Source organism: Flavobacterium sp. NRK1, from assembly GCF_024054175.1.
In the GTDB taxonomy this organism is placed as follows: domain Bacteria; phylum Bacteroidota; class Bacteroidia; order Flavobacteriales; family Flavobacteriaceae; genus Flavobacterium.
The window spans coordinates 2,842,611-2,856,625 of the sequence record NZ_JAMXLA010000001.1; the positions used below are offsets into that span (position 1 = coordinate 2,842,611).

Sequence of the window (14,015 nt, forward strand, 5' to 3'; positions counted from 1 at the left end):
AACAAACTAAGTCTAAGCATTAAATTCTGCTACAGCTTCAATATCATTCACTTTGGTATATTTCAAAGGGAGTGAAACTATGAAAGTTGTTCCTTTGTCTTTACCGGGACTCATGGCGTAAATGTTACCACGGTGAAGTTCAATAAATGATTTTGATATAGAAAGCCCAAGACCGTTTGAAGTTTCTTTTCCTGTTGGTTTAGAACTTAGCTTTGCAAATTTGGTAAATAGCTTTTGTATATCATCAAAATTTAATCCCTGTCCTTCATCTTTTACTTCTATATGCATATAATTTCCTGCTTCTCTTGCCGACACTTTTATGGATGTGTTATGATAAGAGTATTTAATAGCATTGCTTAGTAAATTATGAAGCACGTCTGATATTTTAGATTTATCTCCCTCAAGAGGAGGCAGCGAATCATCACAGTGCAGTTCTATAGTTTGGTTTTTTCGGTTTGCTAATAACTCAAAGTTATTAAGCAGTCGTGTGAACAAATCTTTAAGGTTAATTTCTTCAATAGATAGTACAAGGTCTTTTTCTTCAAGTTCAGACTGCGTAAGAAGATTTGCCAGCCTTTTTTGTATCATACCGACAGAAGACTTTATCATGTCTGTCATCCGCGGAGCACTTGTAATGTCTTTTCTGATAATATCGTTGGCCAGATTTATAGAAGCGAGAGGATTTTTTATTTCATGGAGCGCTATATTCATCAGGTTTATCTGAGATTCTATAGATTTTCTGTAACGAAGCCTGCTCTCCAGTTTATCAATTATTATTTTTGACAGTGTTTTAAGCATGTCTAACTGTAAATCAGTTGCCTCTCTGGGTTTAAAATCTGCTACCACTAATACTCCTACATTATAACCTTCAGGAGATTTTAACGGTACAGCTGCAAAAAAGCGCAAACCGTTTTCTCCTTTTACAAACGGGCTGTTCATAAGTTCAGGTATCGCATTGGTATCATTAAATACTGTAGGGTTGTCCTGTAAAATAGCTATAGAAGAGAGCGTACCTTCTCTGTTAATCTCATTTACAGATAATGAGCTTAAATTAGACTTTACAAACGCAGTTTTTTCATCTATAAATGTAATAAAAGCACAAGGGCAGCTAAATACCTGAGATGCCATAAGTGCTATCTTATCGAAAGCATCTTCAGAATGTGTGCCCAATATCTGATAATCTCTAAGTTTTTCAACCCTAAGTTCGTCATTATTAGGTATGTAGTAAATTGGTCTTTTATGACTCATAGATGTAAGGAAGAGTTTTTTGAAAGGTATAAACCTACTTGAGATTGATGTGTGAAATTACGGATAAAGACTCCCAATTAAATGTTAAAACATAATGTTGTAACAAAATGAACATGATTTTATAAAATTAAAAAATAAATTATAAAAATAAGCCTCCTTTTAAAGGAGGCTTATTTAACTCTTTTATTCTTCTGTTCTTTGTCCCATCATCATAAGATAAGCTTTTAAAAATTCGTCTATATTACCATTCATAACACTGTCCACATCGCTGGTTTCATATTGTGTACGCACATCTTTAACCAGTTTATAGGGATGCATTACGTAATTACGTATTTGTGAGCCCCACTCAATTTTCATTTTGTTGGCTTCGATCTCATCACGTACCGCCTGACGTTTTTTAAGCTCAATTTCATATAACTGCGATTTAAGCAATTGCATGGCTTTGGTTTTATTATCAAGCTGAGAACGGGTTTCTGAGTTTTCAATAATAATTCCGGTAGGGTGGTGACGAAGTCTAACTGCCGTTTCTACCTTATTAACATTTTGTCCTCCTGCGCCGCTTGAACGCATAGTTTCCCATGAAATGTCTGAAGGGCTTATTTCAATCTCAATAGTATCGTCTGCAAGAGGATAAACATATACAGAAGCAAATGATGTATGGCGTTTTGCATTACTGTCAAAAGGAGAAATTCTTACCAGGCGGTGTACCCCGTTTTCACCTTTAAGGTACCCGAAAGAATAATCACCTTCAAATTCAAGTGTTACGGTTTTGATACCTGCAACCTCACCTTCCTGGTAATTAAGTTCTTTTACCTTGTAACCTTCTTTCTCACCCCACATGATATACATACGCATAAGCATTGAAGCCCAGTCACAGCTTTCTGTACCTCCGGCACCTGCAGTAATTTGCAGTACGGCACTCAGGGTATCGCCTTCATCAGACAGCATATTTTTGAATTCAAGGTTTTCTATATGTGCTACTGTAAGTGTGTACTGATTATCCAGTTCTTCTTCTGTAGCATCGCCTTCCTTGAAAAATTCATAAATTATCTGCAGCTCTTCAGCCATCGCATTGCCTTTTTCATAGTCTTCAACCCACTTTTTCTTCGTACGCAGGTTTTTTACAATGATTTCGGCTTCTTTTGCATTATTCCAAAAATCAGGTGCAAAAGTCTTTTCTTCTTCGTTGGTTATCTCAATTAACTTCCTGTCAATGTCAAAGATACCTCCTCAGCGCACCAAGGCGCTCCATAATACCTTTAATTTGTTCGGTATTTGTCATAAATAATGTAGTTTTGTATTACGCAAAAATAAGCTATCCTTTTCAATAATATGGAAATAAATTTAGTAAGTGACACGGTAACCCGTCCCGGACATGAAATGCTTCAGCAAATGTTCAGGGCTAAAGTGGGTGATGATGTTTATAAACAGGATCCTACCGTTGTAAAGCTTGAAGAAACCGTGGCCGATCTTTTTGGTATGGAAGCGGCATTATTTTTTCCATCGGGTACTATGGCAAATCAGACAGCTATAAAGCTGCATACTAATCCGGGTGATGAGCTTATTTGTGATAAATGGGCACATGTTTTTAATTATGAAGGAGGCGGTGTTGCGTTTAATAGCGGTGTTTCCAGCAGATTAATAGACGGGAAGAGAGGTATGATTACCGCTAATCAGGTATCTGAAGCTATAAATCCTCCGGATTTTTATCATAGCCCTTTAACTACACTGGTGTGTATAGAAAACACAACAAATAAAGGCGGTGGTGCCTGTTATGATTTGCAAACGCTTATGGAAATAGGAGAGGTGTGCAAAACAAATAAACTTAATTATCACCTGGACGGGGCCCGGTTATGGAATGCGCTGGTAGCGAAAAGGCAGCACCCAAAACAATTCGGAGAGTTATTTGATACTATCTCGGTTTGCTTGTCTAAGGGGTTAGGTGCACCTGTGGGTTCTTTGCTTGTTGGTAAAAAAGAACATATAAACAAAGCATTACGTATTAGAAAAGTTTTTGGGGGTGGAATGCGTCAGGCAGGATATTTGGCTGCTGCAGGTCTATACGCTTTGCAAAATAATGTAGGAAGACTTGAAGAAGATCACAGGCGGGCAAAACAGTTGGGTAACTTACTTCAACAAATGCCTTGGGTAGAAAAGGTAGAACCTGTAGAAACTAATATACTTATATTTTCGGTTAAACCCCAATACAGCGAAGCTGCCCTAATGGAAAAGCTAAAACAAAAAAGTATTTTTATAAGTTCTTTAGGTAAAGGTAAACTGCGTATTGTTACCCATCTTGATTATAAAGAGGTAATGCATAACTATGTTATAGAAACATTGCAGAAATTAAGTTTCTAAGCAGTTCAGTAAAAAGCAGTTCAGTAAAAAGCATAAAAGTTGCAGAGTAACAAAGTAAAGAACTTTGCCGCTTTGCAACTTTATCACTTTGCAACTTTATCACTTTGCAACTTCTATTTAAACATCCCGTCAAGTCCGGGAATATTTGGCATACCATCCTGAGCAACTGCTGCCAGTTCAGCTTCGTTTACAGCAGTGGCCTTTGCAATGGCTTTATTCATTACCAATACAAGATAATCTTCTAATTGCTCTTTGTCTTCAAGAAGGGCATCGTCTATTGTTATAGACCTTATATTTCGGTTTGCAGTAAGGGTAACTTTTAATAATCCGTCATTACTTTGCTCATCTACCAGCACGTTGTCAAGTCTTTTTTTTGTCTCTTCAATTTTTTGCTGGGTTTCTTTAAGTTTACCCATCATTCCCATTATATCTCCAAACATTTTTATAAAATTTATTATATTAATATATTGCAAAAGTATTAAATTGCAAAGTTATATGCTAACCCCAAAACAAATGAAAAAACACTTACTTTTAAGTTGTGTTTGTATTATTTTTGCGGCCAATGCGCAATCTAATAAAACTAAAATGACCGAAACCATTTCTCCGCCGCTTGCAGCCAGTAAACCTAAGCAATTAGAAAAACATGGTGATGTAAGGACGGATAACTACTACTGGCTTAACGAAAGGGAAAATCCTGAAGTTATAGATTACCTTACTAAAGAAAATGAATATTATAATGCCATGACTGTCGTTCAGAAACAGTTTCAGAAAGAGCTGTATGAAGAAATGAAAGGCAGGATTAAGGAAGACGATTCATCTGTTCCTTATTTTTATAATGGCTACTACTATATAACCCGCTACGAAAAAGGCAAAGGTTATCCTATCTACGCCCGTAAAAAAGGCAGTCTTGATGCTAAAGAAGAAATATTGTTTGACTGTAATGAAATGGCCGAAGGCCATGCCTATTTTAAGTTAGGCGGGCTGAATATTAGTGAAGATAATAAATGGGCTGCTTTTGCAGTAGATACAGTTTCCAGAAGGCAATATACAATACAGATAAAGAATCTTGTTACTAACGAAATACTTCCTTTTAAAATAGAAAACACAACAGGAGGTTCTACCTGGGCGGGTGATAATAAAACGTTGTTTTATACGCGTAAAGATGAAGTAACGCTTAGGTCTGACAAGGTTTATAAGCATAAGCTGGGTACCGATGTGAAAAATGATGTACTTGTATATCATGAAAAAGACGATACTTTCAGTACTTTTATTTACAAGGAAAAATCAAAAAAATATCTTGTAATTGGCTGCAGCAGTACACTGACAAATGAATTCAGGATACTTGATGCAAAAAAGCCGGATGGAGAGTTCATAATATTTCAGCCAAGAACCAGAGGGTTGGAATACAGCATTTCAAATTACGGCGATAACTGGTATATTGTTACCAATAAAGATAATGCTACCAACTTTAAGCTGATGGTTACACCTGAAAGCAAAACGGGAAAAGAAAGCTGGAAAGATCTTGTGCCTCACCGTAATGATGTTCTTCTGGAAGATATAGATATTTTTAAAAATTATCTTGTAATCTCTGAGAGAAGCAACGGACTTAACAAAATAAGAATTCGCCCATGGGATGGCAAAGGCGAATATTATCTGCCTTTTGACAGCGAAACATATACTGCAGAAACTTCTACAAACCCTGATTTTGATACAAACATACTCAGATATAGTTATCAATCACTTGCAGTACCTTCTTCTGTTGTAGATTTTAATATGAAAACCAAAGAAAAAACAGTTCTTAAAGAACAGGAGATTCTTGGTGGAAAATTTGACAAAAATAATTACATAGAGGAAAGGGTATGGGCAACTGCCACTGATGGTACAAAAGTACCTATATCAATGGTTTACCGCAAAGGCATTAAAAAAGACGGTAAAAATCCTTTACTATTATACGCTTACGGATCGTACGGGGCATCTATGGATGCTTACTTTTCATCAATAAGGCTCAGCCTGCTTGACAGGGGCTTTATATATGCCATTGCTCATATAAGAGGAGGGGAAGATCTGGGCCGTGAATGGTATGATAATGGAAAATTGCTTAAAAAGAAAAATACATTTACTGATTTCATAGACTGTTCTAAGTTTTTAATAGATCATAAATATACTTCACCTGAACATTTATATGCCGAGGGCGGCTCTGCCGGAGGGTTGCTTATGGGGGCTGTTATAAATATGGCGCCTCAGCTTTATCATGGTGTAATTGCACAGGTTCCTTTTGTAGATGTTGTTACAACTATGCTTGACGACAGTATTCCGCTTACAACCGGAGAATATGATGAATGGGGCAATCCTAATAAGAAAGAATATTATGATTATATGAAGTCATATTCGCCTTATGATAATGTTATAGCTCAAAAATATCCAAATTTATTGGTTACTACCGGACTTCATGACTCTCAGGTGCAATATTGGGAGCCGGCAAAATGGGTAGCTAAATTGAGGGTAATGAAGACTGATAATAATCTTTTGTTCCTGGATACCAATATGGAAGCGGGGCACGGAGGAGCTTCTGGACGTTTTGAAGCTTTAAAAGAAGTAGCTAAAGAATACAGTTTTTTATTAGATTTAGAAGGAATTAAAAAGTAATTAAAATTTTTTTGTTAGATTTGCAAGGTTTTGAGGTCAATAAACTTTGTAGCAGTTTACCTTACTAACTTATTTTTTATGAAAGAAGAGATAAAAGCCTATAATAATGTATTGGAATTAATTGGTAACACACCTCTAATTAAGCTCAATAAAGTTACTGAAGGATTAAAAGGAAATTTTTATGCAAAAGTAGAAGCTTTTAATCCGGGCCATTCCACCAAAGACAGGATAGCATTATACATCATTGAAGAAGCTGAGAAAAAGGGAATCCTTAAACCGGGAGATACCATTATCGAAACAACTTCGGGTAACACAGGCTTTAGCCTGGCTATGGTAAGCATTATTAAAGGCTATGACTGCGTACTTGCAGTGAGTTCAAAGTCTTCTAAAGATAAAATTGATATGCTTCGCGCAATGGGTGCTAAAGTATATGTTTGTCCGGCAAATGTTTCTGCAGATGATCCGCGCTCTTACTACAATGTTGCTAAAAGACTTCATGAAGAAATTAAAGGATCAGTTTATATCAATCAGTATTTTAATGATCTTAACGTAGATGCTCACTACAAAAGTACCGGTCCTGAAATATGGGAACAAACAAATGGTAAAATAACCCATCTTGTTGCCTGCAGCGGAACCGGAGGTACAATTTCAGGAGCAGCCCGTTTCCTTAAAGAAAAAAATCCTGCAATAAAAATATTAGGTGTAGATGCTTTCGGTTCGGTACTTAAAAAATACCATGAAACTAAAGAGTTTGACAGCGAAGAAATTTACCCTTACAGAATAGAAGGCTTAGGTAAAAACCTTATTCCGACTGCAACTGACTTTGATGTTATTGATAAATTTATCAAAGTGTCAGATGAAGACAGTGCACACGCAGCAAGACATATTGCTAAAACAGAAGGCCTATTTGTAGGTTATACAAGTGGAGCAGCTTTCCAGGCGATGAAACAATATTCTGAAGCCGGAGAATTTGATGAGAACAGTAATATTGTTCTTATTTTCCCTGATCACGGATCACGGTACATGAGTAAAGTATTTAGTGATGACTGGATGAACGAACAAGGCTTTTTTGACAGCATTAATATTGAAGAAGCGCAAAAAATTGAATTTATAAAGTAACATTATTTTACTTACACACATAAAAAAACTTCGGTATTTGCCGGAGTTTTTTGTTTATATAATTTTCCACTTATTAGTTGCAACCCATACTATCCATTTTAAGATAAGGCACTTTTTCTCCTACAACTTCATTTTTTATTTACAGCATCAACCAGTGCTTCTTCTTAATTTTCACCAGATCCTACAGCAAATTTGCTAAGAGTGCATTGCAGTCTTTTATTTCCGTTTGATATTGTATCAGTACTGATCTTGATTTTTCAGATGAATATAAAGTAATGTTGTTGTCAGGTACTCTATATTTCTACCTAAGCAATGTTTTTACGTAATTTGCAGTATAATAATTATAATTATTACTATGGTAGATTCCCAAGGCATATTTATATGATCTTGCAGCTATCATATAAATTATAAATAAACTCCGGAATTACTTCCGGAGCTTGTTTAACTAACTTGTTTGTGTGGAATAGATTGCTAATTTAAAGTGAAGAATTATTAAATACAATACCTAATAGTAGGTATTTAAAAGAACAAAAGCCCCATATGGGGCTAAGCATCAAAAAATCAGACTAAATTAATTTTTAGTGAAGCTTGCTGCTCCTAAATATTTTAAATCAGTTTGTTTCGGTTCTCCTGCAAAAGCGATGTTGCCGGTACCTATTATTTTACCTGTAATACTAACTATGCTGTTAACATTTATATTACCTGAACCCGATATATTAGCGATAACTTCATTTGATTCAAGATGTTTTGCCTTAATAATTCCTGAACCGATTACTTTGCAGGTAAGTTTTTCTGATGTTCCGTTTAAGTTAATAGTTCCTGAACCCAGTATCCATGCCTCAGCTTCGGTAGATGATAAACTTAGATCTATACTTCCGGGGCCATCTAAAGTTGCTTTTAGATATGGACTTTTTATAATGCCTTTGGATGTAACAGATCCACAACCAATAAGCGCTATATTTTCCAGTTGTGTATAAGGTATTTTTATCTTTACAGTATTCTTGCGGCTTGCTTTAATATATTGGTTGTTCTTTGTTGTAATATTTAAAGTACTATTATCTATATCTGTGGTAATTAGCGCTAAAATATTTTCATCGCCTTCAAGTGTAATTTGTCTGCTATTGCCTGAAATAAGTTTCACTTCAAAAGGCCCGATAATTTTAATTTTTTTAAATTCGGCTATATCACGCCTTTCAGTGATTATTTTACCATTTCCCTCAATAGTTGTTTTAAGTTCCTGTGCGGTTAAAGTCAGGGCATAAAATAACCCTGCTACAAGTAATGCGGCTTTTTTCATAATGGACCTGTTCGTTTTTTAATTCCGTTAGTTGCGGAAAAATTGATTGATGATTGATTTTAAAATCTGTGATGAGCAGATTTGCCTGATTAGGGCATGCTATTAAAAATTGATGATTGAACTCCCCGGCAGCTCCGGCTTTAATTTATAGACGCTTATTACTTAAAGAAGGTTGCATGTTTATTTAAATTTTTTTACAATCTACTTAAAACAATATTTCCAAACTCTGCCTTTATATAAATTCTGTTTTCACCTGAATTTAAATTGAAACCCTTATAATAAGAACTAAAATCTTTTTCTTTCTTTTCAGTAAATTTTAAGCCTGATGTACCGCTAAGATTTCCGTACTCCAGTTTATACTCAAAATCAAAAGGATAGGAATCATCATATTTTACAGCAACATTAGTGTAAGTAGAATTAATAGCAATGTTTTTAGTTGATTTCTCTACCCGTGCAATATTTATATCGCCATAATTTGTAGTTAAATTAAGCTGGCCACTAAGTGCAGCAATTCGGAATGATGAATATTCATTAGTGCCACTTACCTTATTGGCATTTATAATTTTTAAGTCACCGTAGTCAGTACGAAAATTAAGATCATTTATATCCGTTATATTCATATTGGTATACTCACCATTTATTTTAAGTATATTTCCCTTGGTAAGCATAAAATCAGAGTACGATGCTTTTACGTCACCCATCTTCATGTAATTTATTTTTGATTTACCGCAATATTCAATTCTTATAATATTGTTATTGCTGTTAAGTTCTTCGGCACTTAAATTACCATATTGGCATTTAATGTTACTATCTCCGTTAATAACACCAAGTTTAATAGCTCCATATTGATTATTAAGATTTATAGTTCCGTTTTTAGGTATTTTTATGGTGTAATTAATTTCCATATTAATATTTCTCCCCGAAAAATTACCAATAAGTGTTTTGGCTTTTATGAGTGTTTTAACCGCCTCAAACTCTATATCTATTGAGTTTAATCTTTTATCTACAATTTCTTCATTTTTAGCACTCACTCTGATAGTTACTTCTATAGATGTTTTATTTTCATCCCAGGTTGTAACATATATCTGTCCGTACTTGTTGCTAACGTCAAGCCCCGCATTAGAATTAACTATATAAGTTTTGCTTATTCTTCTTTCCTTAGTTATTTTCTCATCTTTTCCTGCTATTGCTGTTCCCGGGAGCAGCATTAGAAAAAGTATTATATTAAGACTGATTGCTTTCATAGTAAGTTTCTTTAATTTTTTTAATATTTTCAATCTTCACAAGTACATCTTCTAAAAAAGATATTCTGGTTTGCAGGTTTGTTATCATAGCGTGGATTAGCTGTCTGCTTTCGCCCTTATTAGCTAATTCATGCGTTATTTTTTCATAATCAGATTCAAGTTCCTGCATGTGAATAAGTGCATCCTGTACCAGTTTTTTAGTTTCAGGACTATTTTCCTGTTTTACTTTTTCCAGTTCAGTATTAATGATTGAAGCAAAATATACCTGTGTTTCCTCTGTTTTAGGAGAAAGGCTGGCAACTTTAGAATTTTTAGATGTTGGAGAAAATGTAAACAATAAGGTAACTATAACTGCAATTGCGGCTGCGGCAGGCATCGTAATCCAATATATAAGTCCCTTGCCTTTATTCTTTTTCTTTTCCAGTTTGTTTAGAAAACGGTCTTCATGCCCCACAAGAGGCTCTTCCGTATCCCATTGACCTTTGAAATGATTAAACATTTCATTGATGTTGTTGTTTTCAGTATTCATTTATTCTTTCAGTTTTTTCAGGAGGCTTTCCTTTGCTCTGCTTATTATCGTACGTGTATTGCCGGGAGTTATACCCATAATTTCACTAATTTCTTCCTGGTCATATCCTTCAATATACAAAAGCGTCAGTGCTATTCTGTAATTTTCCTTAAGCGATTGTATAACGCTTACTACCTTTTGTAATTTTAGTTGTTGAAAATCCAGTTTTTGTTCTTCTTCATTATCTTCAGTGTCAGGTACTTTATAAAGTAAATTTTCTAAAGGATCCAAAGCATTTTTATTTATTTTTTTATAGTTATCCAAACTGTGGTTTACCACAATTTTTTTTAGCCATGCACCAAAAGTAACTTCACCTTTAAAAGTATCCAGTTTTGTAAAAGCTTTTAAAAAAGATTCCTGCATTATATCTTCAGCCCAATGACTATCCTTTACTATCCGAAGGGCAGTATTATACATAGGCTTATAATATCTGTTATAAACCTCAAACTGTGCATTCCGGCTTCCCGTTTTGCATAGGTGCAGTAAAGAATTTATATCCTGGTTTGCGTTTGTCAACTTTTATCTGGCTGGTTTAATATAATGACGACGGGTAGCATTTAAATGTTACACTTTTGCATCACTTTTTTAAAATATTTCTATCTTTTTTATAAACTCATATTTTCAATTGTTTGTATATGAATTATTTATTGTATAAAAAAAGCGCCTTATAGGCGCTCTTAATATTTAAAATGCAATAAATTTATTCCTGCATTGTATGATAAACATTCATTACATCATCATCTTCTTCAATTTTTTCCAGTAGCTTTTCTACATCAGCAACCTGATCAGCACTAAGCTCTTTAGTAATTTGTGGGATTCTTTCAAATCCTGATGAAAGTATTTCTATATTTCTGTTCTCAAGCTCTTTTTGTATTGCTCCAAAACTTTCAAAAGGGGCATACATTACAATGCCGTCTTCATCTGCAAATATTTCTTCTACGCCAAAGTCTATCATTTCAAGTTCCAGTTCTTCAACATCCTGGCCTTCTGCCGGAATACGGAAATTACAGGTATGGTCAAACATAAACTCTACAGATCCCTGTGTACCCATAGTACCGTTACATTTATTAAAGTAGCTGCGTATGTTTGCTACTGTACGGTTATTATTATCTGTAGCAGTTTCTATTAGAATAGCAATTCCATGTGGTGCATAACCTTCAAATAAAACTTCTTTAAAGTTTGCAGTATCTTTATCCGATGCTTTTTTTATAGCCCTTTCAACGTTGTCTTTAGGCATATTGGCAGCTTTCGCATTTTGAATTACTGCTCTTAAACGTGCATTACTTTCAGGGTTTGGTCCGCCTTCTTTAACGGCCATTACTATATCTTTACCAATTCTTGTAAACGTTTTAGCCATTGCAGACCAACGTTTCATTTTTCTGGCTTTCCTAAATTCAAACGCTCTTCCCATAATTATTTTGTTAGCAGCACAAAAATAAACTTATTCCCTGTTTTTGCAAAATCAAAACAGGTCTTTATTTTTAATGTTTGTAGATGTGGTTTATATCGTTTAATATATTAATAGCTTCTTTTATATATATGTCTGATTTTGTAGTTTTAATTTTATAATCATTGGCATTCCTGCCGTACTCATCATGCTTTAGAATTTCTGTTGCATAAGTAGTATTTCTTATTGTAAAATCCTGTTCTTTTTCAGTAGCAGTATTTATTTCCTTCCATATGTCATCCATGCTGTGTGCATCGGTAAAAACACTATTAAATGTAACAGGTAAAGGAACTTTATTCACTGTGTACAGATCATTTATACGTTTGTTGATTGTATTAATTAAAGAAAAATCGGCACTGTTTTTAATTCTTTCTTTGCTGAGAGCTATAATATTTTTATTTTCAATATCCGGTAGTCTGTTAAAAACAAGTTTAATTTCTATACTGTCATTTTTTATTGCAGTTGGCATACTGCTTTCTCGTGGTAATAAATCATCAAAATATGTAGGTAGCTCTATATCAGGAATTATCCCGGTATACTGACTGCTTTTGCCGGTTACCCTGTAAAATTTATCAAGTGTAACTTTTACAAAATCTTCAGGATTTTTTTCATCATCATCAAGAGGCAGTATAGTTTGCATGGTAGCCTTACCTAAGGTAGTACTGCCTACAATAAGCGCACGGTTATAATCCTGCATAATACCCGCAAAAAATTCACTCGCAGAAGCAGAAAATCCATTAACTAAAATCACCATAGGCCCATTATACAGCATACCCCGGTTATAGTCTTTCACTATATTATAGGATTTGTTCTTGTCGGTAAGAATAGCAATAGGACCGAAGTTGATAAACATTCCTGCCATACGTATAACCTCATCCATTGAGCCGCCTCCATTAAACTGAAGATCTAAAACAAGGCCTTTTATATTATCTTTTTGAAGCCTCGCTACTTCTTTCGCTACGTCATCGGCACACCCATGGTCAGAATTATTATCAAAAGCAGTATAAAAGCTCGGTATTTTTATATAGCCTATAGATTCTTCATTGCCCACTATAAAGCTATACACACTATGGTCATCAGCTTTCATAATTGTTTTTTCGAGATTAACCGAATAGACTGTACCATCTTTTTTACGTAATGTAAGCTGTACCTGTTTATAGCTGTCAGAATATACTATATCAGTAATAGTTTCAATTGAAGTGCACGAAACAGTATATTCGGCATCGTTTGCTGCAAGTTTTATAACCTGATCACCTTTGTCTATCTTTTTGGCGCGATAAGCAGGTCCGCCGGGTACAAGTTCTTCAACAATTATTTCTTCGTTTTCATTTTGGCTTACATAAAGTCCAAGTGAATAATTTTCAGTAGAAATTGAAGATACAAAAGAAGCCCTCTCATTATAATTGAAATAGGTAGAATGAGGATCAAAATAGTTACAAAAGGTTGAAAAAAATAGATTATAAATGCTGTTTTCAAAGCCTTCTGCAGGAGATAATTCATTATCAATTCTGCAGAGATAACTTTCCAGTATTTTTTGTTTTGCTATTTTACCTAAACCTTCAAGATGTTGTTGAAGCGAATCTTTATTCCTGCTTATTTGAGCAACATCTTCAAGAATATCAAAGGTTATTTTTTTACGTAAAAAGCTCTTTATTTTTTGGGGATCGGTATGATATGGAAATGTTTTTTTAGAGAAGTATATAGTGTCCTTTGTTTCATAAGGCAAAGGTTCATTACTTATTTCTATAATAAAATCTCTGTTGCGCTGTAATGCCTTTTTATACGCTGTAATAAAATCGGTTAAAAAAGCACAGTCCTTATTAAGTATATAATTGTCTATTTTGTATTTATGAATGGCAAGTTCATTATATTCCTGCTCAAGAAAAAGATTTTTACTTTTATCCAGTTCTTCCATAACAGTATTAAAAACATAAACCGACAGACTGTCGTCTACCGGTTTAGGTTTAAAATGCCTTTTTTGAAGCAAATCGTTTATTTTAGAAAAAGTTACACACGCCTTTTCATGGTTTTGTGCCTGTACCATTACAGAAAACAATAAAGCCAGTGCAAAAATTTTTCTCATACATA

At 34.4% G+C, this 14,015-nt stretch carries 12 protein-coding genes; 3 read left to right on the forward strand and 9 right to left on the reverse strand.

What is annotated here, in order from left to right; translation table 11 throughout:
- Positions 1 to 12: 12 nt before the first annotated feature.
- Positions 13 to 1,248, reverse strand: coding sequence for a GAF domain-containing sensor histidine kinase (locus NHE85_RS13025; protein ID WP_252812575.1), 1,236 nt, complete (start codon positions 1,246 to 1,248; stop codon positions 13 to 15).
- Between the two features lie 183 nt (positions 1,249 to 1,431).
- Positions 1,432 to 2,530, reverse strand: a protein-coding gene (gene prfB / locus NHE85_RS13030; protein ID WP_252812576.1) for a peptide chain release factor 2 whose coding sequence is annotated in 2 segments (ribosomal slippage) — positions 1,432 to 2,466 and positions 2,468 to 2,530 — 1,098 coding nt in all. Because the reading frame shifts where the segments join, the coding sequence is not laid out codon by codon here.
- A 50-nt stretch (positions 2,531 to 2,580) separates the two neighbouring features.
- Here prfB and NHE85_RS13035 point away from each other — a divergent pair.
- Positions 2,581 to 3,606 (forward strand): low specificity L-threonine aldolase, encoded by a 1,026-nt coding sequence (locus tag NHE85_RS13035; protein WP_252812577.1) that lies wholly within the window; start codon positions 2,581 to 2,583, stop codon positions 3,604 to 3,606.
- Between the two features lie 113 nt (positions 3,607 to 3,719).
- On the opposite strand, the gene NHE85_RS13040 is transcribed toward NHE85_RS13035, so the two are convergent.
- Positions 3,720 to 4,046: a YbaB/EbfC family nucleoid-associated protein gene (locus NHE85_RS13040; RefSeq protein WP_252812578.1), complete on the reverse strand. Its 327-nt coding sequence runs from the start codon at positions 4,044 to 4,046 to the stop codon at positions 3,720 to 3,722.
- 73 nt (positions 4,047 to 4,119) lie between these two features.
- On the opposite strand from NHE85_RS13040, the gene NHE85_RS13045 reads away from it, so the two are divergent.
- Positions 4,120 to 6,252, forward strand: a complete 2,133-nt coding sequence (locus NHE85_RS13045) for a S9 family peptidase (RefSeq protein WP_252812579.1) — start codon at positions 4,120 to 4,122, stop codon at positions 6,250 to 6,252.
- Between the two features lie 78 nt (positions 6,253 to 6,330).
- Positions 6,331 to 7,371, forward strand: coding sequence for a PLP-dependent cysteine synthase family protein (locus NHE85_RS13050; RefSeq protein WP_252812580.1), 1,041 nt, complete (start codon positions 6,331 to 6,333; stop codon positions 7,369 to 7,371).
- 571 nt (positions 7,372 to 7,942) lie between these two features.
- Here NHE85_RS13050 and NHE85_RS13055 read toward each other — a convergent pair.
- From NHE85_RS13055 to NHE85_RS13080, 6 genes are all read right to left on the reverse strand, one after another.
- Positions 7,943 to 8,668, reverse strand: coding sequence for a head GIN domain-containing protein (locus NHE85_RS13055; RefSeq protein ID WP_252812581.1), 726 nt, complete (start codon positions 8,666 to 8,668; stop codon positions 7,943 to 7,945).
- Positions 8,669 to 8,862: 194 nt separating this feature from the next.
- A complete protein-coding gene (locus NHE85_RS13060) occupies positions 8,863 to 9,912 on the reverse strand; it encodes a hypothetical protein (protein ID WP_252812582.1) in 1,050 nt (349 codons plus the stop codon).
- On the reverse strand, positions 9,893 to 10,441 hold the full coding sequence (locus NHE85_RS13065) for a hypothetical protein (protein ID WP_252812583.1): 549 nt from the start codon (positions 10,439 to 10,441) through the stop codon (positions 9,893 to 9,895). The genes NHE85_RS13060 and NHE85_RS13065 overlap by 20 nt, the downstream gene beginning before the upstream one ends.
- The gene (locus NHE85_RS13070; protein WP_252812584.1) at positions 10,442 to 10,996 is read right to left on the reverse strand and encodes an RNA polymerase sigma factor; all 555 of its coding nucleotides are present in this window, start codon (positions 10,994 to 10,996) and stop codon (positions 10,442 to 10,444) included.
- Positions 10,997 to 11,180: 184 nt separating this feature from the next.
- Complete coding sequence (locus NHE85_RS13075; protein WP_252812585.1) at positions 11,181 to 11,891, reverse strand: YebC/PmpR family DNA-binding transcriptional regulator; 711 nt, start codon at positions 11,889 to 11,891, stop codon at positions 11,181 to 11,183.
- A gap of 70 nt (positions 11,892 to 11,961) precedes the next feature.
- The gene (locus NHE85_RS13080; protein WP_252812586.1) at positions 11,962 to 14,010 is read right to left on the reverse strand and encodes a S41 family peptidase; all 2,049 of its coding nucleotides are present in this window, start codon (positions 14,008 to 14,010) and stop codon (positions 11,962 to 11,964) included.
- Positions 14,011 to 14,015 lie beyond the last annotated feature (5 nt).